Source organism: Actinomadura chokoriensis (assembly GCF_039529475.1).
GTDB classification, from domain to species: Bacteria; Actinomycetota; Actinomycetes; order Streptosporangiales; family Streptosporangiaceae; genus Spirillospora; species Spirillospora bangladeshensis.
Genome location: NZ_BAAAMW010000008.1, coordinates 258,800 through 283,756 on the forward strand (window position 1 = coordinate 258,800; position 24,957 = coordinate 283,756).

Below are 24,957 nucleotides of genomic sequence, written 5' to 3' on the forward strand. Positions count from 1 at the left end.
GAAAATGATCTGGGAGCGCTCCCATTGCCGGACGTCAGCCGCCGCACGCGCCGCCGTTCAGGGTGAACGCGGCCGGCGCCCCGTTGGCGCCGTCCCGGCGGCCGAGGAACCCGAACTCGGCGGTGCCGTGCGGCGGGATCGACCGGTTCCAGTCCGCCGCCGTCACGGTGACGGACGGCCCGTCCTGCACCTGGCTGCCGTTCCACAGCTGCGTGATCGCCTGGCCGTCCGGGAACTCGAACCCGAGCTTCCAGCCGTCGATCGCGCCGTCGCCGAGGTTCGTGATGCGCACCGTCGCCTGGAAGCCCTGCGGCCACGTCCCGTCGACCGTGTAGGAGACCGAGCAGGCGGCGGCGGTCCGGGTCCCGGACGGGCTCGCGGACGGCGGCGCGGCCCGCTCGCGGGACGCGTCGGGCGCCAGCGCGGCCAGCAGCACCGCCACCAGCACCACGGCGCCGACCGCGGCCCCGGCGATGATCAGCGGCCTCCGCGCCGACGCGGGCGCGGGCCCCGCGGGCGGCGGCTCGTCCAGGACGCGCGTCTTCTGCCGCTCGCCCTCCGGCCCCGCCCCGGCGGACCCGGCAGGGCCCGCGGGCCGGTCGGGCACGCGGCGGCCCTGGTCGGCGGGCACGCTCGCGGCTCCGGCCGGGGGCAGCTGCTCCAGTTGGACGCCGGCGGCGTCCGCGAGGACGCGCGCCGCTTCGCGGGCGGACGGCCGCGTCTCGGGGTCGTCGCGCAGGCAGTCCGCGGTGAGGGCGGCGACCTCGTCCGGGATGTCCGGGCCGGCGGTCAGGCACGCGCGGAGGACCACGCCGAGCGAGTACATGTCGGCGGCCGGGGTCGGGTGCGCGCCGGTCAGCAGTTCGGGGGCGACGTAGGCGGGCGTGCCGAGGACGGGCCCGCCGGCCGTGGCGGGGCCGGTGAAGGCGATGCCGAAGTCCAGGACCTTCACGCCGACCGAGGTGAGGAAGACGTTCGCGGGCTTGACGTCGCGGTGGACGATCCCGGCGGCGTGGGCGGCGGCCAGCGCGTCCGCGACACGGGCGCAGATCCCGGCCGCCTCGCGCCAGGGCAGCGGCCCGCGCGACAGCCGCGCCGCGAGGCTCTCCCCGTCCAGCAGCTCCATGACGACATAGGGGACGGAGCCCTGGGCAAGGGACCCCCCAGGCCCCTCGGGGCCGATCTGGTGCTCGCCGTAGTCGTAGACGCCCGTGATGCTGGGATGGGTGAGGCCCGCGGCGGCCTGGGCCTCCTGGCGGAGGCGCCGGGTGAACTCCTCGGGCCACCCTTCCTTGGGCACCTTCACGGCGACGGCGCGGCCGAGCACGAGGTCGACCGCGCGCCAGACGGTCGCCATGCCGCCGGCGCCGAGGGGGCGGTCCAGGCGGTAGCGGTCCCCCAGGCGGTCGCCGGGGGCGACGATCTCGGGCATGGGACGAAGCCTATGCCGGAGTCAGGGCACGAGGTACCGGGTGTCGCGGGCGTCGGTGATCGCCATGTGGCCGGGCGCGTGCCCGATGGCGAGCTTCGGGCGGGACGCCATCACCGCCGCCTGCGGGGTCACGCCGCACGCCCAGAACACCGGGATCTCGTCCACCCGGATGTCGACCGGGTCGCCGAAGTCGGGCGCGTCCAGGTCGTCGACGCCCAGCTCGACGGGGTCGCCGATGTGCACGGGCGCGCCGTGGACGGACGGGTACCGGGCCGTGACCCGCACGGCGTCGGCCACCTGCGCGGCCGGGACCGGCCGCATCGAGACGACGAGCGGGCCGCCGAACGCGCCGGCGCGGCGGCACATCCGGTTCGTCCGGTACATCGGGACGTTCCGGTTCTGCTCGATGTGCCGGACGGGGACGCCGGCCTCGCGGAGCGCGTCCTCGAAGGTGAAGCTGCACCCGATGAGGAACGAGACGAGGTCGTCGCGCCAGTACTCGGTCGCGTCGGACACCTCGGCGACCGGTTCGCCGTGCTCGTAGACGACGTAGCCGGGCAGGTCGGTGCGCAGGTCGCCGCCGAACAGGGAGGCGGACGTCCCGCCGGGCTCGGTGACGTCCAGGACCGGGCACGGCTTGGGGTTGCGCTGGGCGAACAGGAGCAGGTCGTAGGCGTCCTCGCGGGGCACGCTGATGAGGTTCGCCTGCGTCCAGCCCGCGCACCAGCCGGAGGTGGGGACGCGGAGGCCGGCCCGGAACAGCGAGCGGGCCTGCTCCGGGCTGAGCGCGCCGGGGTCGATCGGTGCGGTCATCATGGATCCCTTCCGAGAGTCGGGGCGGGGTGCGGCCGGAAACGCAGCCGCTGGCCGGGGCGGGCCTGCGCGGCACGCCCGATGTCGGCGGACGCGACCACCGCGATGACGGGATACCCGCCGGTCAGCGGATGGTCGGCGAGGAACAGGACGGGCTGCCCGGACGGCGGCACCTGGAGCGCCCCGGTGACCGTCCCCTCGCTGGGCAGCTCGCCGCGCCGCCGCCGGGCCAGCCCGGGCCCGTCGAGCCGCATGCCGACGCGGTCGATGTCGCTGGTCACCGTGTAGGGGGCGGTGAAGAGCGCGTCCAGCGCGGCGGGGGCGAACCAGTCGGCGCGCGGCCCGGGCAGCGCGCGCAGCTCGACGTCGCCGGCGGCCGGCGGGCGGACGGGCAGGACGTCCAGCAGCGGCGCCTCGCGCGGCGGCGGGCCGACGGGGAGCAGGTCGCCGGGCTTGAGCGGGGCCGGACCGAGGCCGGCGAGCGTGTCGGTGGCGCGGGAGCCGAGGACGGGCGGGACGGCGATCCCGCCGCGCACCGCGAGGTAGCTCCGCAGGCCGGCGGGCGGTGCGCCCATGCCGAGTTCGGCGCCGTCCGGGATGTGGAGGACCGAGTAGGGCGCCTCGGGTCGCCCGTCGACCAGCAGCGGGACGGGCGCGCCGGTGACGGCGGCGAAGACGCCGCCCCGGCAGCGGACGCGCAGCCCGCCGAGGGTGGTCTCGATCGCGGCCGCGCCGCCGGGATTCCCGACGGCGCGGTTGGCGAGGCGAAGGGAAACCGGGTCCGCGGCGCCCGACACCCCCACGCCGAGCGCCGCCAGACCCGGTCGGCCCAGATCCTGGACTGTCGCCAGCGGACCCGTACGGAGAACGTCCAGCCCCCGTTTCATGGTTCCCGCTCCGCGAAACGAACCGAGATCCCGGGCCGGAGCAGCGCGGGCGGGTCGCGGTCGAGGTCCCATAGGACGGCCTCCGTGCGTCCTATGAGCCGCCAGCCTCCCGGGGACTCGACCGGGTAGACGCCGCTGTAGCGCCCGGCGAGGCCGACCGCACCCGCGGGGACGCGGACGCGCGGGACGGCGCGGCGCGGGACGTCCAGCCGCGGGTCGCCGCCCTCCAGGTAGCCGAATCCGGGCGCGAACCCGGTGAACGCGACCCGCCACGGGGCCCCGGTGTGCGCGGCGATCACCCCGGCCGGGGTCAGGCCGGTGAGCGCGGCGACCTCGCCGAGGTCCGCGCCGTCGTAGACGACGGGGACCTCGACGGCGCCGGCGCCGCCGTCCGTTGGGACCGGCCGGGCGGCGCGCACGGCGGCGGCCACCGCGGCCGGGTCGGCGGACGGGTCGAGCAGCAGCGTCAGCGTGCGGGCCGCCGGGACGACGTCGGCGACGCCGGGCGGCGGCGACGCGGCCAGCGCCGCGTACAGGGCCCGCGGGTCGGGTGGTTCGACCAGCAGTGCCGCGTCGCCGCTCGGGAGGATCCGCACCCGTCAGCTCCAGAGGTCGTCGAGTTCGGACAGCGAGTTCCAGCCCAGGTAGAGCGACAGCAGCCAGGCGGCGGCGCCGAGGACGAGCAGCCAGACCGGGTACCGGTAGCCGCCGAGCAGGTCGCGGCGGCGCCCGGCGGCCCACAGCAGCACGCCGAGCCCGAACGGCAGGATGAGCCCGTTGAGCGCGCCGGCGAGGATGAGCAGCGTGGCCGGGGCGGTGCCGATCGCGAGGTAGATCGTCGCGGAGACGAGGATGAACGCCACGACCAGGCGGTTGCGGTACCGCTCGACGAACGAGGAGAACGAGACGAGGAACGACACCGAGGTGTAGCTGGCCCCGATGACCGAGGTGATCGCGGCCGACCACATGATCAGGCCGAAGACGCGCAGCCCGGCCTCGCCCGCCGCGTGCTCGAACGCCGACGCGGGGGCGTTCTCCTTCGCCAGGGTGACGCCGCCGGCGACGACGCCGAGGACGGCGAGGAACAGCAGCACCCGCATCACGCCGGTGACGAGGATGCCGGTGATCGCGCTGCGGTTGATCTCCCGGACGTTCTCGCGCCCGGTCAGCCCCGACTCGATCATGCGGTGCGCGCCCGCGTAGGTGATGTAGCCGCCGACCGTCCCGCCGATCAGGGTGGTGATGACGAGGAAGTCGACGGTCTCGGGCGCGACGCTCTGCTTCAGCGCGTCCCCGAGCGGCGGGTCGGACACGAACGCGACGTACAGCGTCAGAAGGATCATCGCGGCGCCGAGCACGACGACGATGCGGTCCATCGCGACGCCCGCGCGGCGGCTCAGGAAGATCCCGATGGCGACCAGCGCGGAGAGCCCGCCGCCGATCTTGACGTCCAGGCCGAGCAGCGCGTTCAGCCCGAGCGCGGTGCCGGCGATGTTGCCGATGTTGAAGACCAGGCCGCCGAAGACGTCGAGGGCGGCGAGCCCGTAGCCGGCGCCGGGCAGGACGCGGTTGCCGAGTTCCTGGGCGCGCATTCCGGAGACGCCGACGACGCGCCACACGTTCAGCTGGATCGCGATGTCCACCAGCACCGACACGACGATCGCGAACGCGAACGCCGCGCCGAGCTTGGCGGTGAACACGGTGGTCTGGGTGATGAAGCCGGGGCCGATGGCGCTGGTCGCCATCAGGAACATGGCGCCGAGCAGCGCGCCGCGGCGGGACGAGGCGGGGGGTGCCGGTGGGGTGTCCAGGGCGGTCCGGTCCGTCATGGGGGTGACCCTTCTCGGGTATCGGCTTTCCGTCAGGGTAGAGATTGTTCAACAATCCAGCAATCCCCTTGTTGAGAGATTTTCCGGCCGATGGGATACGCTTGCCCCACGCACGCGGAGGGGCGGTCGATGACGGAGTCGTGGCTCGACGAGATCGCGGCGGCGCGGCACGGCCTGGACCGGTCGAGCACGGCCGCGCGGGTCGCCGACCTGCTCCGCGACCAGATCACCGACGGGCGGCTCGTGCCCGGCGCGCGGCTCCCCGAAGAGGACCTGTGCCGCGCGGTGAAGGTGTCCCGCAACACGATGCGGGAGGCGTTCCGGCTGCTCGTCCAGGAGCGGCTGCTCGTCCACGAGTTCAACCGGGGCGTCTTCGTGCGCCGCGTGACCGCCGACGGCCTGGCCGACCTGTACCGGGTGCGGCGGATCCTGGAGTGCGAGGGCGTGCGGTGCGCGCCCGACGCCCCGCCCGGGGCCCTCGCCCGGCTGGAGGCCGCGGTCCTGGACGGCGAGCGCGCCGCGGCGGCCGAGCGGTGGCCGGACGTGGGCACCGCCGACATCCGCTTCCACCAGGCCCTCGCCGCGCTGGTGGGCAGCCCGCGGGTGGACGAGATGACCCGGCACCTGCTCGCCGAGATGCGGCTCGTCTTCCACGAGATGGGCTCGCCCCGCGAGTTCCACGAGCCGTACCTCGCCCGCAACCGGCGGCTCTACGACCTGATCGCGCGGGGCGGCTTCGCGGAGGCCGAGCGGGAGCTGCGCTCCTACTTGGACGACGCCGAGGCCCAGCTCACGAAGGCCTACCGCGAGCACGAGTGACCCGGCGCCGCCCGGTCACCGGACGTCGATCACTGGACGTCGATCACTGGGGCGCGTAGTTCATGACGTGGTCGTGCAGGAGCTGCGGCGCCTCGGGGTCGCCGCGGCGGAACGCCTCGATCAGCTCCGCGTGCTCGGCCGACTTGGAGTAGATCTCGGTGTGGTGGAGGCGCAGCGACAGCGTCGTCCACAGCTCGATGCCGAGCCCCTCCCAGACCGAGACGAGCAGCCGGTTCCCTGCCGTCTCGACGATCTCGCGGTGGAAGGCGATGCTGAGCCGCATCTGCGCCTGCAGTTCGCCCTCGCGCGCGGCCTCCGCGAGCCGGTCGTTGTACTCCTCCAGGGCGTCCACGCAGCCGGCGAGGCGGGGCAGCGCCAGCTCCACGGCCGTCCGCTCCAGCCCGGCCCGGACGGGGAAGATCTCGGCGAGGTCGCGCTCGGTGAAGTCGCGGACGCGGGCGCCGCGGTTCGGCAGCGACTCGATCAGCCGCTGCGCCTCCAGCTGGCGGAGCGCCTCGCGGACGGGGCCCTGGCTGACCCCGAGTTCGGCGGCGATCCGGCGCTCGACGACGCGCTCGCCCGGCTCCCACCGGCCCGAGCTGATGCCCTCCACGATGAACTCCCGGATCTGGTCGGCGAGTCCGGTGCGCAGCAGTTGGGCGGGCGTGTTCACGAAACTCGATCGTAGCGCCACGATGGGTAAGTACCTCGTGATGGGGTAGGCGAATCCTGACTCCGTGGAATATGATCGATCATAGATCAATGATGATCGGGAGTGTCGTGGCGATCCTACGACGCTGCCCCGGACAGAGGAAGGTCGCCGAATGGCTGAGACCGTCAAGGCCGCTCCGGCGCGAGGCCGGAGAACGCGCGGCAAGGGCTCGGAGTCCAAGGGCTCGGAGTCGAAGACCGCCGCGGCGCCGCCGAAGGTCCCGGCGGAGGACGCCGAGACGCTCGTCGGCTACTACCGGCAGATGCTCCTGATCAGGCGGTTCGAGGAGCGCGCGGCCCGCGCCTACACCGAGGCGAAGATCGGCGGCTACTGCCACCTGAACCTCGGCGAGGAGGCCACGGTCGTCGGGCTGATGGCCGCGCTGCGCCCCGACGACTACCTCTTCACCAACTACCGCGACCACGGCTACGCCATCGCCAAGGGCATCGGCGCGGACCGGGTCATGGCCGAGCTGTACGGGCGGTCCACCGGCGTCTCCAAGGGCTGGGGCGGGTCGATGCACCTGTTCGACGCCGAGGCGCGGATGCTCGGCGGGTACGGCATCGTCGGCGGCCAGCTCCCGCTCGCGACCGGCGCCGCGCTCGCCATCTCCTACAAGGGCGGCGACGAGATCGTCATGTGCCAGATGGGCGACGGGACGGCCGCGATCGGCGCGTTCCACGAGTCGCTGAACATCGCGGGCCTGTGGGACCTCCCGATCGTCTTCGTTGTGATCAACAACGGCCTGGGTATGGGCACGACCGTGGAGAATTCCTCCGCGGAGCCCGAGTTGTACAAGCGGGGCGCCGCCTACCGGATGGAGAGCGCCCGCGTGGACGGCACCGACGTGGTCGCGGTGCGGGACGCCGCCCGCACCGCCGTCGAGCGCGCCCGCGCCGAGAGCAAGCCCTACCTGCTGGAGACCCTCAGCCCGCGGCTCAAGGGCCACTCGGTCGTCGACCCGGCCCGCTACCGGACCCGGGAGGAGAAGGACGCGCTGAAGGCCGCCGACCCCCTGGCGAAGATGGCGCTGGACCTGGAGGAGGCCGGGATCCTCTCGCACGAGGACCGCGACCGGCTCGACGCCGAGGTCACCGCCGAGGTGGACGAGGCCGCGAAGTTCGCCGACGAGAGCCCGGAGCCCGACATCTCCACGCTGTTCGACTACACCTACGCCACGCCGGTGCCGGGCGATCTCCACCGGTTCCCCGCCGACCCCGTATTCCGTTCCTGAGAGGCACCCCCATGGCAACCGTGACCTACCGCCAGGCCCTCCGGGACACGCTCCGCGCCGAGATGCTGCGGGACGAGAACGTCCTGCTCATGGGCGAGGAGATCGGGCTCTTCGAGGGCTCCTACAAGATCACCGAGGGGCTGCTCAAGGAGTTCGGGCCGAAGCGGGTCCGCGACACCCCGATCGCCGAGGAGGGCTTCGTCGGCGCCGCGATCGGCGCGGCGATGCTCGGCCTCCGCCCGGTCGTGGAGATCATGACGATCAACTTCTCGCTGCTCGCGCTGGACCAGATCGTCAACCACGCCGCCAAGATCTACGGGATGTTCGGCGGGCAGTCCAGCGTCCCGATGGTGATCCGCACCCCGGGCGGCGGCGGGCAGCAGCTCGGCGCCACGCACTCGCAGAACGTCGAGCTGTTCTACTCGTTCATCCCCGGGCTGAAGGTCGTCGCGCCGTCCACCCCGGCGGAGGCGTCCGCGATGCTGAAGGCCGCGATCCGCGACGACGACCCGGTGCTGTTCCTGGAGAACCTCGCGCTCTACAACACCAAGGCCGAGGTCCCCGACGCGATCGAGGACATCGAGCCCGCCGAGATCGGCCGGGCCGGCGTCACCCGCGAGGGCACCGACATCACGCTCATCGGCTACTCGCGGATGGCGCGAGTAGCCGGCGAGGTCGCCGAGAAGCTCGCCGCCGAGGGCGTGTCCGCCGAGGTCGTCGACCTGCGCAGCCTCCGCCCGCTGGACCGGGCGACCATCGTGGAGTCGGTCCGCAAGACCGGCTGCGCGGTCGTCGCCGAAGACGACTGGCTCACCTACGGCATCGGCGCCGAGATCGCCGCGACGATCCAGGAGGGCGCGTTCGACTGGCTGGACGCCCCGGTCCGCCGGGTCGCGATGGCCGAGGTGCCGCTCCCCTACGCCAAGTCCCTGGAGTCGGCGGCGCTGCCGTCCGCAGAGTCCCTGCTCACCGCCGTCCGCGACACGCTCCGCGCCACCGGCCGTCCCGTCCTGGAGCCCACCTCATGACCGAGATCCTCATGCCCCGCCTCTCCGACACCATGGAGGAGGGCGTCATCAGCTCCTGGCAGAAGAAGCCCGGGGACGAGGTCGCGGTCGGCGACGTCATCGTCGACATCGAGACCGACAAGGCGGTCATGGAGTACGAGGCCTACGAGGCCGGCGTGCTCGAGGAGATCCTCGTCCCGGAGGGCGAGTCCGCCGCGATCGGCGCGCCGATCGCCCGGATCGCGCCGGCGGGCGGTGCCGAGCAGACCGCGCCCGCGGAACCGGCCGGGAAGGCGGAGCCCGAGCCGCAGCCGGAACCCGAGCCCAAGGCCGAGGCCGAAGAAGAGCCCAAGGCCGAGGCGGCGCCGGCCGCGCCCGCACGGGCGCCGGAGCGCTCCGCGGCCTCCCGCCCGCCGTCGTCGCCGCTGGCGCGCCGGCTGGCCCGCGACCACGGCATCGACCTGTCGACGCTGAGCGGCTCCGGTCCGGGCGGGCGCATCGTGCGCGCCGACATCGAGGCCGCGATCCGCGGCGGCGCCCCGGCCGAGGCCCCGGCCGCCCCGTCCGCCCCGGCTCCCGCCGCCGCGCCGTCGGCGCCGCCCGCCCGGGCGCGCGCGGAGGACCCGGACGTCGAGGCCGTCCCGCTGAACCGCTTCCAGAAGGTGGCGGCCAAGCGGCTGACCGAGAGCAAGCGCGACGCGCCGCACTTCTACCTGAACCGCACGGTGGACGCCGAGCCGCTGCTGGCCTTCCGCAAGACGCTGAACGAGGCGCTCGCCCCGGCCAAGGTCAGCGTCAACGACCTGATCGTGAAGGCGGTCGCGACCGGGCTGCGCGAGCACCCGGCGGTGAACGTCTCCTACGCCGAGGAGAACCTGCTCTTCCACAAGCGCATCAACGTCGGGATCGCGGTGGCGGTCGAGGACGGCCTCATCGTGCCCGTCGTCAAGGACGCGGACCGCAAGAGCGTCTCGCAGATCGGCGCGGAGACCCGCGAGCTCGCCGGGAAGGCCCGCGAGGGCAAGCTCTCCCTGAACGAGATGAGCGGCGGCACGTTCAGCGTCAGCAACCTCGGCATGTTCGGCGTCGACTCGTTCTCCGCGGTGATCAACCCGCCGGAGGCGGCGATCCTCGCGGTCGGCGCCGTCCGCGACGAGCCCGTCGTCCGGGACGGGGAGGTCGTGCCCGGCAAGCGCATGGCGGTGACCCTGTCGGTCGACCACCGCGCCACCGACGGCGCCACGGCGGCCCGGTTCCTGGACCGCCTGGCCGACCTGCTGGAGAACCCGCTGCTGATCGTGGCGTAGCGGAACGGGCTAGAGCATGACCCGGCCGCCCGCGATGTCGAGCGTGAGGCCGGTCAGCCAGCCGGACTGGGACGAGGCGAGGAAGAGGGCGGCGGCCGCGACGTCGCCCGCCTCGCCCAGCCTGGCGATGGGGTGCGCGGCGGCGACCGCCTCCTGGACCTCCGGGGGCATGAACCGGGCGGTCCGCTCGGTGCGGATGGTGGCGGGGGCCACGCAGTTGACGCGGACGCCGTCGGCGCCGGCCTCGGCCGCCACGTGCCGGGTGAGCGCCTGGACGCCGGCCTTCGCCGCCTCGTAGGCGACCGGCGCGCCCCACGGGTTGCCCAGCTCGCGGCCGCCTCCGCCGGGCAGGTTCGTCGGCAGGCGCCCGGCCGACGACGACATCGTGATGATCGAGCCGGCCTTCCGCTCCTGCATGCCCGGCAGGAACGCCTTCAGCGTGAGGAAGGTCGCGGTGAGGTTGCCGTCGACGACCGAGCGCCACTCCTCCTCGGTCATGGCGGCGGCCGGGCCGGGGCGGGCGATGCCGCCGCCCGCGAAGGCGCACAGGACGCCGGCCGGGCCGAGTTCGTCCTCGATCCGGCGGCGGGCGGCCTCCACCGCGGCGAGGTCGGTGACGTCGGCCGCCGCGCCGACCCCGCCGACCTCCTCGGCGACGCCGTCGAGGGCGGCCTGATCGCGTCCGATGACGGCGACCTTCGCGCCCTCCGCGGCGAACGCGCGGGCGGTGGCGGCGCCGATGCCGCGCGAACCGCCGGTGATGACGGCGACCGTTCCGTTGAGCTCGGGATACATGGGTCCTCCTGCGAACGTGTCGGGGCGGGTGGACTGAGTGCCCGCTCATTCCAGTTTGAGTGAGTGCTCACTCATTCGTCAAGTGGCCGTATCCGGCCAGCCGCGGCACGGACCGATCAGGTCGGGGGCGGCGCGCGAAGTAGGGGCGGGCATGGCGAGAAGACCGGTCGATCCGGTGTCGCGGCAGACCTGGCCCAGCGCCGGCGGAACGGCGCCGCCGCGGCGGGCACCCGGGGACCGGCAGGGGATTCACGATGCCGACAGTCCAGACGTCCAGGGCGCGGGCCGCCGCGCTGGCCGCCGCCGGGGGCCTGCTGCTCGCGGGCGGGATCGCGGGGCTCGCGCCGAGGCCGGGCACCGCGTCCAGCCACCGCGAGGCGCCGCTCATCTCCGGGCAGCCGCAGTACGACAACACCGACGTGTACGCGTTCGTCAGCCCGGACAAGCCGGACACGACGACGCTGGTCGCGAACTTCATCCCGTTCCAGGACCCGGCCGGCGGGCCCAACTTCTTCACGTTCGCGCGCGACGCCCGGTACGACCTCAACATCGACAACGACGGGGACTCGCTGCCGGACCTCACCTACCGCTTCCAGTTCCACGACCGGCTGAAGAACGGCAACACGTTCCTCTACAACACCGGGCCGGTGACGAGCCTCGACGACCCGGACCTCAACTTCACGCAGACCTACGACCTGACGCTGGTCCGGCGGGTGGACGGGAACGTGCACAGCGTCCGCGGGCTCGCCGCCGGGGCGCCGGTCGCGCCGTCCAACGTGGGCAAGGCGTCCATGCCCGACTACGCGACACTGCGCGCGCAGGCGATCAGGCCGGTGGGAGACGGGGCGATGGCGTTCGCCGGGCAGGCCGACGACTCGTTCTTCCTCGACCTGCGGGTGTTCGACCTGCTCTACGGGGCGAACCTCAAGGAGGTCGGCAACGACACCCTGAGCGGCTACAACGTCAACACGGTCGCGGTGCAGGTGCCGACGCGGCACCTGGTGAAGGGGCACGACCCCGTCATCGGGGTGAACTCGACGGTGTCGCGGCTCACGGCGTCCGGCGAGTACGCGCAGGTGTCGCGGCTCGGGAGCCCGCTGGTGAACGAGGTGGTCGTCCCGCGCGGCAGGAAGGACGCGTTCAACGCGTCCACGCCGTGGCAGGACGCGCAGTTCGCCGGGTTCGTCACCGATCCGGAGCTGCCGAAGCTGATCGAGAAGATCTACCGGATCCCGGCGCCGCCCGGCCCGCGCAAGGATCTCGTCCAGGCGTTCCTGACCGGGGTACCGGGGCTGAACCGGCCCGCGCGCGTCCGGCCGGCGGAGCTGCTGCGGCTCAACACCTCCATCGGGCCGGCCGCGAAGCCGGACCGGCTCGGCGTGCTCGGCGGCGACAGGGCCGGCTTCCCGAACGGGCGGCGGCTCACCGACGACGTCGTCGACATCGAGCTCCAGGCCGTCGAGGGCGAGCTGCTCGGCACGAAGAACGACCTTGGGGACGCCGTCAACGCCAACGACCTCGGGTTCGAGAAGACGTTCCCGTACGTCGCGCAGCCGCACTCGGGGTCGGACGTGCGCGGCGCGCGCAAGCCCGGGACGGCGGCGTCCGGTGCGTCCGGGAAGGGCGGCGAGAAGCTGGACTTCCGCAACGCCGGCGCCGCCGAGGACGCGTCCGAGCCGGACGGCGGTTCCGGGGTGCTCTCGGTATTGCCGGTCGCCGCGCTGGCGGGCGCCGGGGCGTTCGTGCTGACCGGCGGGCTGCTGTGGCGGCGGCGCCGGCGTCCCGCGGCGGGACGGAACGAGACCTGATGCGTCCCCTTCTCACCGGGGCCTCGGCCGCCGGGCTGGTCGCGGCGCTGACGCTCGGATCGGCGGTCGCCCTCGGCCGCCCGTCCGGGGCGCCGGCCGCGGCCCGTCCCGCCGGGGCCCCGGGCTCCGGCATCGCCGCTCTGCAGGCGCGGCTCCGCGAGCAGCCGCGCGACGCGGCGGGCTGGGCATCGCTGGGCGCCGCCTACGTGGAGCGGGCGCGGGTGACCGGCGACCCGACCTGCTATCCGAAAGCCGACAGCGTGCTGAGGCGTTCGCTGCGCGAGGCGCCCGGGAACGACGGCGCGCTGGCCGGGCTGGGGGCGCTGGCCGCCGCGCGGCACGACTTCCACGGGGCGCTGCGGTATGCGGACCGGGCGCTCAAGGCGAATCCGTACGGGCAGCGGGCCGCCGCCGTCCGGGTGGACGCGCTGGTCGAGCTGGGCCGCTACGGCGACGCCCTGGCCGCCGCCCGGCGCGCGGACGCCGCCCGTCCGGGCATCCCGGTCTTCACGCGGCTCGCGTACGTGCGGGAGCTGCGCGGGGACGTGCGGGAGGCGCGGCGCGTGCTGGGGCTGGCGCGCGCGTCGGCGACCGAGCGGGGAGACCTCGCCTACATCGCGGTGCAGCTCGGTGAGCTGGCGTGGAACGACGGCGACCTCGCGCGGGCGGACCGCGAGTACGCCGAGGCACTGCGCGTGTCGCCCGGTCACGTGCCCGCCCTGGACGGACGCGCCCGCGTCCGGGCCGGACGGGGCGATGTCGCGGGTGCGCTCACCGGCCGGGCGGAGATCGTCCGGCGGCTGCCGCTGCCGCAGTACCTCACCGAGTACGGGGAGCTGCTGGAGTCGGCCGGACGCCGGGACGAGGCGGAGCGGCAGTACGCCGTCGCGACGGCATGGGCGCGGATCGCGGCGGCGAACGGTGTCGACGCCGACCTGGACATCGCGCTGTTCGAGAGCGACCACGGCGATCCGGAGGCGGCGCTGCGCGCGGCGCGGGCCGAGTACGAGCGGCGCTGCCCGGGGCGCGGCGTCCGGCGGTGCGGCGTGCACGCGGCCGACGCGCTCGCATGGGCCCTGCACGTCAACGGCCGGGACGCGGAGGCCCTGCGCTACGCCCGCCAGGCGACGGCGACCGGATACCGCCGCGCGCAGTTCCTTTTCCACCTCGGCGCCATCGAGAAGGCGCTCGGCAAGCGCGCCGCCGCGCGGCGCGACCTGGCCGAGTCGCTGCGCCGCAACCCGCGGTTCTCGCCGCTGTGGGCGCCCCGAGCCAAGGCCGCACTGGACGACCTGGGAGGCGCCTCGTGATCGCCGCCGTGATCGCGACCGGACTGCTCGCCGCGCATCCGCTGGGCGACTTCACGGCCAACCGCTACGACGGGCTCGTCGCGGCCCCGCACGAACTGCGCATCGACCATGTCGAGGACCTCGCGGAGATCCCCGCCGCGCAGGCGATGCCGGACGTCGACACCGACGACGACGGGCGTCCGTCCGCCGCCGAGCTGTCCCGGTGGGCCGCCGGCTCCTGCGCGCGGGCCGCGTCGTCCATGCGCATCACGGTGGACGGGCACGCCGTGACCGCGTCCGTCCGGGCGGCCTCGGCGGCGGCGCCGCTCGGGCAGGCGGGGCTGACGACGCTGCGGCTCGAATGCCGGATCACCGCACCGGCCGGGCCGGGGACGGTCTCGTTCCGGGACGGCGGCGCGCACGGCCGCATGGGCTGGCGGGAGATCACCGCGCGGGGCGACCGGATGACGCTGGCGGCGTCCGATGTGCCGGGCCCGTCCCGCAGCCGGCGCCTCACCGCCTACCCCGAGGACATGCTCGCCTCTCCGCTCGACCAGCGGTCGGCCACGTTCACCGCGCGGCCGGGCGGGCCGCCGCTCGCCGGCTCCGCGGCCGGCGGCGGCCCGGAGTCGCTGCCGCCGCGCGGTGCGGACGGCCTCACGCGGCGGTTCACCTCCCTCGTCGCGCGGCACGACCTCACGCCCGGCTTCGCCGCGCTCGCGTTCCTCATCGCGCTGCTGCTCGGCGGCCTGCACGCGCTCGCCCCCGGCCACGGAAAGACGATCATGGCCGCGCACGCGATCGGGGACACATGGCGCCGGGCGCGGGACGTCCTCGCCCTCGGCCTCACGGTCGCGCTCACCCACACGGCCGGCGTCCTCGCCCTCGGCCTCCTCGTGACGACCGGGACGCTCGTCGCCCCCGGCGCCCTCTTCCCCTGGCTGGGCGCGGCGGGCGGCGTCCTCGTCATGGCGGCCGGCGCCGTCCTCATGCACCGCGCCCTGCGCAACCGCCGCCACGCCCACGCCCACGGACAGGCCCACGGCCCCGAAGGCGGGCACGGACACGGCCATGGTCATCGGCACGGACATGGGGGCTCCGCTCCGCGGGGGCGGGGCGGGGTCGTGCTGATGGGGCTCGCGGGCGGGATGGTGCCGAGTCCGTCGGCCGTGGTGGTGCTGGTCGGCGGGGCCGCGCTCGGGCGGGCGTGGTTCGGGGTCGTGCTCGTCCTCGCCTACGGGCTCGGGCTGGCCGCCGCGCTGGTGGCGGTGGGCCTCCTCGCGGTCGGCTCCGGGCGGGCGCTGACGCGGCGCATTCCGGCCACGCGGCTGCGGCTTCCGCACGGAATGATGCCGATAGGGACGTCCGCGACGGTCGTCGTCCTCGGGCTCGGGCTGACGCTCCGCAGCCTCGTCCCATGACGCCCGGTCCGGGGCGGCGCCCGCTGCGCGGTGCCGGCGGGGCCGGCCACCGAGGGGAGCGCGGCATGCCGGCAGAGACGGGACCGCCGGGCGGCGGCACGGTGTCCGCGCACGACGCGGACCTGCTGCTCGGCCGGACGGCGCGCGGCGACGAGCGCGCGTTCGAGCTGCTCTACGACGCGGTGGCGGCGCCCGTGCACGGGCTGACCCGGCGGGTCGTCCGCGACCCGGCGATGGCGGAGGAGGTGACGCAGGAGGTGATGATCGAGGTGTGGCGGTCGGCGGCCCGGTACGACCCCGAGCGCGGCGGCGCCATGGCGTGGATCATGACGATCGCGCACCGCCGCGCCGTGGACCGGGTGCGGCGCGAGCAGTCCGCGGGCGAGCGCGAGGCGCGGGCCGCGCACCGGGGTGCGGGCGGCGCGCACGATCCGGTGGCCGAGCGGGTGGAGACGCGGCTGGAGCACGAGCGGGTGCGGCGCTGCCTGCGGACGCTGACGCAACTGCAGCGCGAGTCCGTGACGCTCGCCTACTACGGCGGCCACTCCTACCGGGAGGTCGCGGAGCTGGTGGGGGCGCCGCCGAACACGGTGCGGACCCGGATGCGCGACGGCATCATCCGCCTGCGCGACTGCCTGGGGGTGGGCCGATGACGGACGATCCGCACGCGCTCGCCGGCGCGTACGCGCTGGACGCGATCGACGACGCCGAGGAGCGGCGGCTGTTCGAGGCGCACCTCGCCGGGTGCGAGACGTGCGCGACCGAGCTGGGCGAGTTCCGGGCGACGACGGCCCGGCTGGGCATGGCGGTCGCCGAGGCTCCCCCGCCGCGGGTGCGCGACCGGGTGCTGGCCGGTATCCGGGACGTCCGGCAGCTCCCGCCGGAGCTTTCGCGGCGGGCCGTCGCGCGTCCGGTGCGGCCGCGGCGGTGGCGGCGCGCGGTCGCCGCCGGGCTGGCCGCCGCCGCGTGCCTGGTGACGGCCGCGTCGGCCGGGGTCGCGATCCGCGAGCGGCAGCGGGTGGAGCGGACGGAGGCCGCGTACCGGGAGGTGGCCTCGGTGCTGTCCGCGCCGGACGCGCGCTCGGCGACGGGCCGCGCCGCGGGCGGCGGGACGGTGACGGTCGTGGCGTCCGCGTCGCGGGGCCGGGTGGTCGTGGCGTCGTCCGGGCTGCGGACGCTGCCGTCCTCGAAGGCCTACCAGCTGTGGCTGATCGGCGCGGGCGGCCCGCGCTCGGCGGGCCTGCTGCCCGGCGACCGGACGCGCCCGGTCGTCGCCGGGACGTGGCGCCCGTCCGACCGGCTGGGCGTCACCGTCGAGCCGGCCGGGGGCTCCGCGCGCCCGACCACGGCGCCCCTCGTGCTGCTGGATCCGGCCTGACCCTTGTCGTCCTTCTGACGATATGTGATCATTGCGGGCATGTCGGTGCATGTTCCGCTGGGTCCGCTGCTCGACCCCGCCTTCCACCTGGGGTCGGTGCCCACGACGTGGGCGGAGCTGCTCGGCTTCGGGACCGGCGCGGTGAACGTCTGGCTCGTCGTCCGGCAGAACATCCTGAACTGGCCGATCGGCATCGCGAACGTGATCCTGCTCGGCCTGGTGTTCCTGGACGGCGGCCTCTACGCCGACTCCGGCCTCCAGGTCGTCTACGTCGCGCTCCAGGCGTACGGGTGGTGGGTGTGGCTGTACGGCGGGAACGGCCGGGACGCGCTCCCGGTGCGGCGGACGCGGGCGGCCGAGTGGGCGGCGCTCATCGCGGCGGGCGCGGCCGGGACCGCGTTCCTGACCTGGGCACTGTCGGTCTGGACTGACTCCACCGTCCCGTTCTGGGACGCCCTCACCACCGCGATCTCGCTCATGGCGACGTACGGGCAGTCGCGGAAGCTGCTGGAGTCGTGGTGGCTGTGGATCACCGCCGACCTGGTGTACATCCCGCTCTACTTCTACAAGGACCTGAAGCTCACGAGCGTCCTGTACGTCATCTTCCTGACGTTGTGCGTGTTCGGGCTGCTCGCGTGGCGCCGCGACCTGCACGACCGTGCCGCGACCCCCGCGCCGGCGGCCGCGTGAGGTACGCGCACGGCCTGGTCATCGGCAAGTTCTATCCCCCGCACGCCGGGCACCACCACCTGATCGACACCGCGGCGGCGGCGTGCGCCCGGGTCAGCGTGGTCGTCGCGGCGTCCACCGCCGAGAGCATCCCGCTCGCGCTGCGGACGGCGTGGCTGCGCGAGGTGCACCGGCAGCCGCACGTGGAGATCTTCCCGGCCGTGGACGACGCGGAGATCGACTACGAGTCCGACGAGATCTGGTCGGCGCACGTCGCGGCGTTCCGGGCGGGCCTCGCGATGCGGTCGGGCCTCGGCGTGCCCGTCCCGCCGGTCGACGCGGTGTTCAGCTCGGAGGCGTACGGGCCGGAACTGGCCGAACGCTTCTCCGCCGTCCACGTGCCGGTCGACCCGCCGCGCGACCGCTTCCCGGTCAGCGGCACCGCGGTGCGGGCCGACCCGGTGGCGAACTGGGAGTTCCTGTCGCCCCCTGTCCGGGCGTACCTGGCACGGCGGGTCGTGGTCGTCGGCGCCGAGTCGACCGGGACGACGACGCTGGCCCGCGCCTTGGCCGCGCACTACGCGGCGCGAGGCGGCGTCTGGGCCGCGACCCGCTGGGTGCCCGAGTACGGCCGGACGTTCACCGAGGAGAAGCTGGCCGCCGCCCGCCGCGCCGCCGGCGACCCGTCGCTGTGGCTGGACGACCTGGTCTGGGAGTCGCCGGAGTTCCTGCGGATCGCCGAGCACCACGCGGCCCTGGAGGACGCGGCGGCGCGCTCGGGTTCACCGCTGGTGGTCTGCGACACCGACGCGTTCGCCACCGCCGTCTGGCACGAGCGCTACGTCGGCGCCCCGGCGCCCGAGGTGGAGGCCGTCCACGAGCGCGTTGCGCACGATCTGTGGATCCTGACGTCGCCGGAGGGCGTCCCGTTCGAACAGGACGGCTGGCGCGACGGCGCGTCGATCCGGGCCTGGATGTCGGGCCGCTTCGAGGAGGAACTCGAGAAACGGGGCCTGCCGCACATCACCGTGACGGGCTCCCACGAACACCGCCTGGCCACCGCCGTCGCGGCGACCGACGCCCTGCTCACCGAGGGCTGGACCTTCGGCGACCCGCTGACCCCCTAGCCCTCGGCCCTCACGTCAGTCGACCAAGAGAAGTGCGGTGACGTAGAACTCACTGATGTCGGCGATCACGAGGTATTCGACGATCCCCTTCACGCCTTCCTTGAGCGAGAAGGAGTAGTGAACACCGACGGTGTCCAGGGGCACTCCCGGGGGCGGGAGGCCCGCGTCGATCGCCTCACCGCCTCGCTTCGCCAGGTCGCAGAGCTGCCGGTTGAGAATGTCCTCCACCGGCTTCGGCATGGCCAGAAGGACATTGACCACCTTCTCGGTGCAGAAGACGGTCCATCCACGACTGTGGAAGGTCACCCGCCGCCGTCACGGCGTTCGAGCCGGCGCTGGACCTCCGAGAGCGCTACGAGGTTGCGCCCGGCCCGCGCGTCGGCGAGCCGCTTCTCCCTGCCCGGATCCTGGGAGAGGACCGCCTGCCCCCACCAGACGAGCATCACCTCGTCGAGGTCGGCCCCGAACTCGGCGGTCGTGACCTGCTCGATGAACAGCGCGCGCTTCTCCTCGGGCAGCCGCTCGCTGATGCTCTTGATCGTCCGCTGGATCCCGTAGCCGGGGCCCGAGAACGGCACAGGGGGCTCCAGTGGTTCTGCGCTCATGTCGCTCCCGTCTCCCTGGTCCGGTCCCACTCTCCCGTACACCGGGACCCTACTAGGTCCCACCGACAGGACGGAGGGTCATTTCGCGGGACTCGGCGTATTCACATCCGTCGCCGGAAGAGGATACAAAAGCGTTTTGTAGGTATAGGCGCGTCCCCCTGACTTGTCGGAGACGTACCGGAATCCCTTTCCGGTGACGACGACTTCCTTGCCGCTCTTGCTTACCTTTGCCGCTCCGACGGGTTTCCTGTTAATTCCGGGGACTTTAGTGCCTCCCGCCGCGAATTGGCCGGAACCGACGACGCGACCGTGCTCCACGGCCTCCACCGTCAGCCATCGTTCATCCGTCCAGCGAGCTCGTCCACCGCGACGCCTTGCCGCCGGCCGCCTGGCGGACGTCGTCATACGCATCGCGCGGTGGCGCCCCATGGACGGCGGCCAGGACCGGCGGCGCCGACGCCACCAGCGCCGACGCCGCGAGGATCTCAGTCAAGGGAAGGGATGCCGCCTAGTCGTCGTAGGTGAGGCCGTATCCGAACGGGAAGAGCGGCTTCTTGCCGTCGCCCTTGTTGATCGGCTCCTGGTCGCTGCTGCGCATCCACGTGACCGGCAGCCTGCCCCGGGGATCGGCGTCGCCGTAGAGGACGTCCGCGACGCCCTCGCCCTCGGTGCCCGGCAGCCAGGCCGCGACCAGCGCGTCCCATTTCGGCAGGTCCGCGGCGATGTCCAGCGGACGGCCCGACACCAGCACCACGACCACGGGGACGCCGGCGGCGCGGAGCCGGTCGATGGTCTTCAGGTCGGCGTCGTCCAGGCCCAGGCCACCGGTCCGGTCGCCGTGGTACTCGGCGTACGGGGTCTCCCCCACCACGGCGATCGCCGCGTCGTAGGACGAGTCGATGCCGGTGCCGTCCTTGCTGTAGGTGACGGTCGCGTCCGGGTCGGCGGCCTTGCGGATGCCGTCCAGGATCGTCGTGCCCGGCGTGATCGGGCCCGGCTCGCCCTGCCAGGTGATCGTCCAGCCGCCCGACTGCATGCCGATGTCGTCGGCGCTGCGGCCGGCGACGAACACCTTGTCGTCGTCGTCCAGCGGCAGGACGTCGTCGTCGTTCTTCAGCAGCACCTGCGACTCGGCGACCGCCCGCCGCGCCAGCTTCCGGTGCGCGGCGCTGCCGACCGTCTTCAGGTACGTGCGGTCGGCCATCGGATGCTCGAACAGGCCCAGCTCGAACTTCTTCGTCAGGATGCGCCGGTTCGCGTCGTCGATGCGCTCCATCGGGACGTCGCCGTCCTTCACCTCGTCGCGCAGGTAGTCGATGAACCGGCGCCACTCGGTCGGCACCATCACCATGTCGATCCCGGCGTTGATCGCGGCGGCGACCTCGTCCTTGGTGAACCCGGGCTTGCCGTCGATCTCGTCGATCCCGTTGTAGTCGGACACGACGAACCCCGTGAAGCCCAGCTCGCCCTTCAGCACGTCCGTGATCAGGTACTTGTTCTGGTGCATCTTCAGCCCGTTCCACGAGCTGTAGGAGACCATCACCGCACCGACGCCGCGCTTCACCGCCGCGTGGAACGGCGGCAGGTGGACGGCGCGCAGCTCCTTCTCGGAGATCTTCGCGTCGCCCCGGTCGTCGCCGTCCTCGGTGCCGCCGTCCCCCACGAAGTGCTTCGCCGTGGCCAGGACGGACGCGGGGCCGCCCAGCTCGTCCCCCTGCAGCCCGTCGATGATCGTCGTCATCATCGACGGCAGCTCGGGGACCTCGCCGAACGACTCGTACGTCCGTCCCCACCGGTCGTCGCGAGCGACGCACACGCACGGCGCGAAGTCCCAGTCCACGCCCGTTCCCGTCATCTCCGCGGCGGTCGCGGCGCCGATCGCGCGGACGAGCGCCGGGTCGCGGGTCGCGCCGAGCCCGATGTTGTGCGGGAAGATCGTCGCGCCGACCATGTTGTTGTGGCCGTGCACCGCGTCCGCCCCGTACATGATCGGGATGTGCAGCGGCCCGGCCAGCGCGGCCTTCTGGAACCCGTCGTACATGTCCGCCCAGCTCTCCGGCGTGTTCGGATCGGGCGCGGACCCGCCGCTGGACAGCACCGACCCGATCCGGTACCGGGTGATCTCCTCGGGACCGACATACCGGCGCTCCGGCTGCGTCATCTGGCCGAGCTTGTCGTCCAGGCTCATCCGGTCGAGCAGGTCGTCGACCCGGTCCTGGACGGACAGGTGCGGGTCCAGGTAGGGGGCGGGCCCCGGGTCGGCCCGCACGGGCCCGCCGTAGGCGGCGAGCGCGAGCACCGCCAGCATGCAGAGGGCCGGAAGACGGGACCGCATCGCGCGAAGGGAGGAGTTGTACATGTGGAATGCTTTTCCACAGTTGATCAAACACAACGCAACCGGACATCAGCGCATGGGCAATATCTGCCGCGCGTCACAGGACAAAGGGCCCTCGATCGGGATCGAACCGACACCTCCGGGACCACAACCCGGCGTGCAGACCACTACACCACGAAGGCCGTATCTCCGGCAGGAATCGAACCTGCGACCTCCGGGTCCGCAACCCGGCGCGCTCTCCACTGCGCCACGGAGACCTGTCACTGACGTACCAGGTGCAGGAATCGAACCTGCCTCGTGCGGGATATGAATCCGCCGGACACACCAGCATCCTCACCTGGCGCGGAGGGTGCGAGATTCGAACTCGCGCAGGGGTGACCCTGACCACGGCTTAGCAAGCCGCTGCCTTCCCACTCGGCCAACCCTCCGGGAAAAAGAAAAAGACCGCCCGTCGATCCCGGGCGGCCGCATCAGAACACGATGCTCACATCCGAAGCCGACTCCCGAGACCGAAAAGACGACTGATATGCATTCGCTGGCGAAGCATCTTCCGTCCCCTTCCGCTCTCGTTCCGTCTGACGCCCATAGTGCCGCGACGGATCTAGGCTCCACAACTGATTTATCGCGGACCGCGCCTCGATCTACACGCACTTCGACATCGCGGGTCTCCGCCGCGTGCCGCCTACGCCGTCCGGCGCGACCTCACGACCTGGACGCCTCCCACGGACGAGACCCAGGCGAGGATCGCACTCACCCGCCGCTCCGGTCCACCGGCCGTGGAGTGTCACACAGTGGACCGTGGAGCATCCAGAGCCGCGCTCAGGGCGCGGAGGGCGTGGTAGACGCGGGCCTTGACCACGTCTACCGGCACCCCCAGCGAGGCGGCGGCCTCGTTGACCGACCGGTCGCGGAAGACCGTCTCGGTGAGGATCTCGCGGTGCGCCGGCGGCAGCGCCTGGAAGGCCCGGGCGACCACCGCGGGGCGCATCCGCCGCCCCGGCACGCCGGGGACGAACGAACCGGTGTCTTTGCCCATTCGCAGTGCCACGCCACGAACCTCGCACCCCGCGCCCCCCGCGGCACCCCCCTTATGCCCGCGTTAAGGAAGCGTTGAGGGTGGGATTCGGGGGGAGCGGGTGAGGGGGGTGCCGGAGGCCAGGAGGGCCAGGGCGGCGGCGCCGTAGAGGCCGGCGTCGCGGGCGAGGGTGGTGGCGGCGACGTGCAGGTCGCGGAGGTGGGGCATGCCCGCGCGTTCGGCGATCGCCTTGCGGAGCGGGTCGAGGAGGAGGTCGCCGGCCGCGGCGACGCCGCCGCCGATGACGACGTCGCTGATGTCCAGGACGGCGGCGGTGCCGAGGACGGCGGTGGCGAGGGCGGTCGCGGCGCGCTGGAAGGCGGCCAGCGGGATGCGGGCGCCGTCGCGGGCCGCGGCGGCGAGGGCCTTGGCGTCGGGGCGGCCGGTCGCGAGGGTCCAGCCCTGGGCGAGCGCCCAGCGGACCATGCCGGGGCCGCAGGCGACCGTCTCCAGGCAGCCGCGGGCGCCGCAGACGCAGGGCTCGCCGTCGTGGTCGACGAGGACGTGGCCGATGTGGCCGGCGTTGCCGGTCCGCCCGGTCCAGGGGCGGCCGTCGAGGATGAGGCCGCCGCCGACGCCGGTCGACACGACGATGCCGAGCAGGGACGAGCCGGAGTGGCCGCCGCGCCACCACTCGCCGAGGGCCATGCACTGGGCGTCGCCGGCCAGGGAGACGGGGACGCCGGGGACGAGGCGCCGCACGGCGGCGACGAGGGGGTAGCCGCGCCAGCGGGGGATATTGATGGGGCTGACCGTGCCCGCGGCCGCGTCGATCGGGCCGGCCGAGCCGATCCCGACGGCGGTGACGGAGTGGTCGGCGAAGTCGGCGACGAGGCCGCGGAGGGTGGCGGTGGGCGACTGGCCGACAGGGTGCTCGGCGCGGTCGAGGAGCGTCCCCGACGGGTCGACGCGGGCGACGGCGAACTTGGAGCCGCCGATGTCGACAGCGAGGACGGTCATGACCCGATCCCCGGGAGCACGCGGTAGAGCGTGCCTTTTCCGGTGAGTGCGGTGGCCGGGGCTCCGGCGGGGATGAAGGCGGCCTCGCCCCGGGCGAGGGCCAGGGGGCCGACGCGGGCCTCGCCCTCCAGGCAGAGGAGCGTCTGGGGGAGGCCGCTCGGCAGCTCTTCGGGGTCGTCGGAGAGGTCGTGGCGGACGAGCGTGAATTCTTCGGCGGCGGCGCTGTACAGGTTGCCGGACGGTTCGACCCGGGCGGGGGCGGACGGGGCGAATTCCACGACGCGCATCAGTTCGGGGACGTCCATGTGCTTTCCGGTGAGGCCGCAGCGCAGGACGTTGTCGGAGTTCGCCATGACCTCGATCGCGAGGCCGCCCAGATAGGAATGGGGGACTCCGGCGGCGAGGTAGAGGGCTTCGCCGGGCTTGAGTTCGACGTGGTTGAGCAGGAGCGCGGCGAGGACCCCGGGGTCGCCGGGGTGGACGCGGGCGATGTCGGCGTAGACGCCGGTGAGGGCCGGTTCGACCGCCGTGAGGATGGGGCGGGAGCTTTCGTCCAGCATCTGGGTCAGGACGGTGCGGAGCGCGGCGGGGGCCGGCTCGGTGCGCAGCGCGGTGATCCAGGGGCGGAGTTCGGGAACGGCGAGGCCGTCGAGGAGGTCCGCCGTTTCCGCCGGGTCGCGGAAACCGCAGAGGCCGTGGAAGTCGGTGAGCGCGCAGACCATTTCCGGTTTGTGGAAGGGGTCCTTGTAGGTGCGGGTGCGGTCGCCGATCGGGATGCCGCGGGCCTCCTCGGCGGCGAAGCCCGCCTCCGCCTGGGCCATGGTGGGGTGCACCTGGAGGGAGAGCGGTTTCTCGACGGCCAGCACTTTGAGCAGGTAAGGGAGCGTCGGGCCGAAGCGGGCCACCGAGGGCGCGCCGAGCATCCCGGCCGGATCGCGTGCGATGAGGGCGTCGAGCGGCGTCCCGTCCACCGACGAGGGGGCGGCGGGGTGCGCGCCCGCCCACAGCTCCGCCTGCGGACGACCGGTCGGCTCGGCGCCGAGAAGTTCCGGCAACGCGGTCCGCGACCCCCAGTCGTAGGGCCGGATCACGGTGGACAGCGGCAGGGGCACCAACCCGCGCGTTCTCCTCACTCGGTGCGCCACATCGGCAGGTCGGCGCTCGTGAAGGACAGGGTACAAGCGCCGGGAGGCGGCGGGCGCGGGCCCCGGCACACGTGATCAATACGACACTCCGGATGAACCACCCGGCGGTCCGCGTCCGAACTGCTGGACGGGAACGGCGCCCGGCGGGCCGGACCCCCTAGGATGAGCGCCGGGGAGGTGGTGGACGTGGGCAAGCACAACAAGCCGGCGACGCGGTCGTGCCCCGGCTGCGACGGGACCGGGACCAGCACCGCCACCCACGAGAGGTGCAACGTCTGCCGCGGCACCGGGCGCATCTGACCGATCACCG

Annotated in this window: 27 protein-coding genes and 4 tRNA genes; 13 read left to right on the forward strand and 18 right to left on the reverse strand. The window is 73.7% G+C overall.

Features of this window, described 5'->3' with window-relative positions:
- Positions 1-34 precede the first annotated feature (34 nt).
- Entirely contained in the window at positions 35-1,432 is a 1,398-nt protein-coding gene (locus ABFX46_RS19955) for a protein kinase domain-containing protein (protein WP_346044064.1), read from the reverse strand.
- Positions 1,433-1,453: 21 nt separating this feature from the next.
- Positions 1,454-2,233, reverse strand: a complete 780-nt coding sequence (locus tag ABFX46_RS19960; protein WP_487046968.1) for a putative hydro-lyase — start codon at positions 2,231-2,233, stop codon at positions 1,454-1,456.
- Between ABFX46_RS19960 and ABFX46_RS43765 the strand changes: the two genes are divergently transcribed.
- Positions 2,127-2,354, forward strand: a complete 228-nt coding sequence (locus ABFX46_RS43765) for a DUF6411 family protein (protein ID WP_487046969.1) — start codon at positions 2,127-2,129, stop codon at positions 2,352-2,354. The two genes, ABFX46_RS19960 and ABFX46_RS43765, sit on opposite strands and share 107 nt — an antisense overlap.
- Here the strand turns inward: ABFX46_RS43765 and ABFX46_RS19965 are convergent.
- Genes ABFX46_RS19965 through ABFX46_RS19975 form a run of 3 tightly spaced genes read right to left on the reverse strand, consistent with a single transcriptional unit; the run spans position 2,245 to position 4,961 of the window.
- A complete protein-coding gene (locus ABFX46_RS19965) occupies positions 2,245-3,132 on the reverse strand; it encodes a 5-oxoprolinase subunit C family protein (protein WP_346044066.1) in 888 nt (295 codons plus the stop codon). The two genes, ABFX46_RS43765 and ABFX46_RS19965, sit on opposite strands and share 110 nt — an antisense overlap.
- Complete coding sequence (locus tag ABFX46_RS19970) at positions 3,129-3,728, reverse strand: 5-oxoprolinase subunit B family protein (protein WP_346044068.1); 600 nt, start codon at positions 3,726-3,728, stop codon at positions 3,129-3,131. Before ABFX46_RS19970 ends, ABFX46_RS19965 begins: the two co-directional genes overlap by 4 nt.
- Positions 3,729-3,731: 3 nt before the next feature.
- Entirely contained in the window at positions 3,732-4,961 is a 1,230-nt protein-coding gene (locus ABFX46_RS19975) for an NRAMP family divalent metal transporter (RefSeq protein ID WP_346044070.1), read from the reverse strand.
- Between the two features lie 129 nt (positions 4,962-5,090).
- Here ABFX46_RS19975 and ABFX46_RS19980 point away from each other — a divergent pair, with 129 nt between their 5' ends.
- Positions 5,091-5,780 (forward strand): GntR family transcriptional regulator, encoded by a 690-nt coding sequence (locus ABFX46_RS19980; protein WP_346044072.1) that lies wholly within the window; start codon positions 5,091-5,093, stop codon positions 5,778-5,780.
- 43 nt (positions 5,781-5,823) lie between these two features.
- Here the strand turns inward: ABFX46_RS19980 and ABFX46_RS19985 are convergent, their stop codons facing one another.
- Complete coding sequence (locus tag ABFX46_RS19985; protein ID WP_346044074.1) at positions 5,824-6,453, reverse strand: GntR family transcriptional regulator; 630 nt, start codon at positions 6,451-6,453, stop codon at positions 5,824-5,826.
- A gap of 151 nt (positions 6,454-6,604) precedes the next feature.
- Here ABFX46_RS19985 and pdhA point away from each other — a divergent pair, with 151 nt between their 5' ends.
- Genes pdhA through ABFX46_RS20000 form a run of 3 tightly spaced genes read left to right on the forward strand, consistent with a single transcriptional unit; the run spans position 6,605 to position 10,040 of the window.
- Positions 6,605-7,726, forward strand: a complete 1,122-nt coding sequence (pdhA, locus tag ABFX46_RS19990) for a pyruvate dehydrogenase (acetyl-transferring) E1 component subunit alpha (protein ID WP_346044076.1) — start codon at positions 6,605-6,607, stop codon at positions 7,724-7,726.
- A gap of 11 nt (positions 7,727-7,737) precedes the next feature.
- Complete coding sequence (locus tag ABFX46_RS19995) at positions 7,738-8,754, forward strand: alpha-ketoacid dehydrogenase subunit beta (RefSeq protein WP_346044078.1); 1,017 nt, start codon at positions 7,738-7,740, stop codon at positions 8,752-8,754.
- Positions 8,751-10,040, forward strand: coding sequence for a dihydrolipoamide acetyltransferase family protein (locus tag ABFX46_RS20000; RefSeq protein ID WP_346044080.1), 1,290 nt, complete (start codon positions 8,751-8,753; stop codon positions 10,038-10,040). The genes ABFX46_RS19995 and ABFX46_RS20000 overlap by 4 nt, the downstream gene beginning before the upstream one ends.
- A gap of 9 nt (positions 10,041-10,049) precedes the next feature.
- On the opposite strand, the gene ABFX46_RS20005 is transcribed toward ABFX46_RS20000, so the two are convergent.
- Complete coding sequence (locus ABFX46_RS20005) at positions 10,050-10,835, reverse strand: SDR family NAD(P)-dependent oxidoreductase (RefSeq protein ID WP_346044082.1); 786 nt, start codon at positions 10,833-10,835, stop codon at positions 10,050-10,052.
- A gap of 254 nt (positions 10,836-11,089) precedes the next feature.
- Here ABFX46_RS20005 and ABFX46_RS20010 point away from each other — a divergent pair, with 254 nt between their 5' ends.
- The 7 genes from ABFX46_RS20010 to ABFX46_RS20040 all read left to right on the forward strand — a co-directional run bounded on the left by ABFX46_RS20010 (position 11,090) and on the right by ABFX46_RS20040 (position 18,527).
- On the forward strand, positions 11,090-12,643 hold the full coding sequence (locus tag ABFX46_RS20010) for a DUF4331 domain-containing protein (protein WP_346044083.1): 1,554 nt from the start codon (positions 11,090-11,092) through the stop codon (positions 12,641-12,643).
- Positions 12,643-13,953: a tetratricopeptide repeat protein gene (locus ABFX46_RS20015; protein WP_346044085.1), complete on the forward strand. Its 1,311-nt coding sequence runs from the start codon at positions 12,643-12,645 to the stop codon at positions 13,951-13,953. Before ABFX46_RS20010 ends, ABFX46_RS20015 begins: the two co-directional genes overlap by 1 nt.
- Positions 13,950-15,353 (forward strand): nickel/cobalt transporter, encoded by a 1,404-nt coding sequence (locus ABFX46_RS20020; protein ID WP_346044087.1) that lies wholly within the window; start codon positions 13,950-13,952, stop codon positions 15,351-15,353. The genes ABFX46_RS20015 and ABFX46_RS20020 overlap by 4 nt, the downstream gene beginning before the upstream one ends.
- Before the next feature lie 65 nt (positions 15,354-15,418).
- Complete coding sequence (gene sigK / locus ABFX46_RS20025) at positions 15,419-16,006, forward strand: ECF RNA polymerase sigma factor SigK (protein ID WP_346044089.1); 588 nt, start codon at positions 15,419-15,421, stop codon at positions 16,004-16,006.
- Positions 16,003-16,731 carry an anti-sigma factor gene (locus tag ABFX46_RS20030; protein WP_346044091.1) on the forward strand — a complete coding sequence of 243 codons (729 nt, stop codon included), beginning with the start codon at positions 16,003-16,005 and terminating at the stop codon, positions 16,729-16,731. Before sigK ends, ABFX46_RS20030 begins: the two co-directional genes overlap by 4 nt.
- A 39-nt stretch (positions 16,732-16,770) precedes the next feature.
- Positions 16,771-17,421, forward strand: a complete 651-nt coding sequence (gene pnuC / locus ABFX46_RS20035) for a nicotinamide riboside transporter PnuC (protein ID WP_346044093.1) — start codon at positions 16,771-16,773, stop codon at positions 17,419-17,421.
- Positions 17,418-18,527 (forward strand): AAA family ATPase, encoded by a 1,110-nt coding sequence (locus ABFX46_RS20040; RefSeq protein WP_346044094.1) that lies wholly within the window; start codon positions 17,418-17,420, stop codon positions 18,525-18,527. The genes pnuC and ABFX46_RS20040 overlap by 4 nt, the downstream gene beginning before the upstream one ends.
- Before the next feature lie 15 nt (positions 18,528-18,542).
- Here the strand turns inward: ABFX46_RS20040 and ABFX46_RS20045 are convergent, their stop codons facing one another.
- From ABFX46_RS20045 to manA, 11 genes are all read right to left on the reverse strand, one after another.
- Positions 18,543-18,833: a hypothetical protein gene (locus ABFX46_RS20045; RefSeq protein WP_346044096.1), complete on the reverse strand. Its 291-nt coding sequence runs from the start codon at positions 18,831-18,833 to the stop codon at positions 18,543-18,545.
- Positions 18,830-19,132, reverse strand: coding sequence for a hypothetical protein (locus ABFX46_RS20050; RefSeq protein WP_346044097.1), 303 nt, complete (start codon positions 19,130-19,132; stop codon positions 18,830-18,832). The genes ABFX46_RS20045 and ABFX46_RS20050 overlap by 4 nt, the downstream gene beginning before the upstream one ends.
- A gap of 340 nt (positions 19,133-19,472) precedes the next feature.
- The gene (locus tag ABFX46_RS20055) at positions 19,473-19,625 is read right to left on the reverse strand and encodes a hypothetical protein (protein ID WP_346044098.1); all 153 of its coding nucleotides are present in this window, start codon (positions 19,623-19,625) and stop codon (positions 19,473-19,475) included.
- 15 nt (positions 19,626-19,640) lie between these two features.
- Positions 19,641-21,467 (reverse strand): glycoside hydrolase family 3 protein, encoded by a 1,827-nt coding sequence (locus tag ABFX46_RS20060; RefSeq protein WP_346044099.1) that lies wholly within the window; start codon positions 21,465-21,467, stop codon positions 19,641-19,643.
- 110 nt (positions 21,468-21,577) lie between these two features.
- Positions 21,578-21,649, reverse strand: a tRNA-His gene (locus ABFX46_RS20065).
- Positions 21,650-21,651: 2 nt separating this feature from the next.
- Positions 21,652-21,724, reverse strand: a tRNA-Arg gene (locus tag ABFX46_RS20070).
- Positions 21,725-21,736: 12 nt separating this feature from the next.
- A tRNA-Met gene (locus ABFX46_RS20075) sits at positions 21,737-21,809 on the reverse strand.
- A 1-nt stretch (position 21,810) separates the two neighbouring features.
- Positions 21,811-21,895, reverse strand: a tRNA-Ser gene (locus tag ABFX46_RS20080).
- Between the two features lie 356 nt (positions 21,896-22,251).
- Positions 22,252-22,515, reverse strand: coding sequence for a sigma factor-like helix-turn-helix DNA-binding protein (locus ABFX46_RS20085; protein ID WP_346044101.1), 264 nt, complete (start codon positions 22,513-22,515; stop codon positions 22,252-22,254).
- A 51-nt stretch (positions 22,516-22,566) separates the two neighbouring features.
- Positions 22,567-23,502, reverse strand: coding sequence for an ROK family protein (locus ABFX46_RS20090; RefSeq protein ID WP_346044103.1), 936 nt, complete (start codon positions 23,500-23,502; stop codon positions 22,567-22,569).
- Positions 23,499-24,614: a mannose-6-phosphate isomerase, class I gene (gene manA, locus ABFX46_RS20095; protein ID WP_346044104.1), complete on the reverse strand. Its 1,116-nt coding sequence runs from the start codon at positions 24,612-24,614 to the stop codon at positions 23,499-23,501. Before manA ends, ABFX46_RS20090 begins: the two co-directional genes overlap by 4 nt.
- 195 nt (positions 24,615-24,809) lie before the next feature.
- Here manA and ABFX46_RS20100 point away from each other — a divergent pair, with 195 nt between their 5' ends.
- A complete protein-coding gene (locus ABFX46_RS20100) occupies positions 24,810-24,947 on the forward strand; it encodes a hypothetical protein (protein WP_163064129.1) in 138 nt (45 codons plus the stop codon).
- The last annotated feature ends 10 nt before the right edge of the window (positions 24,948-24,957 follow it).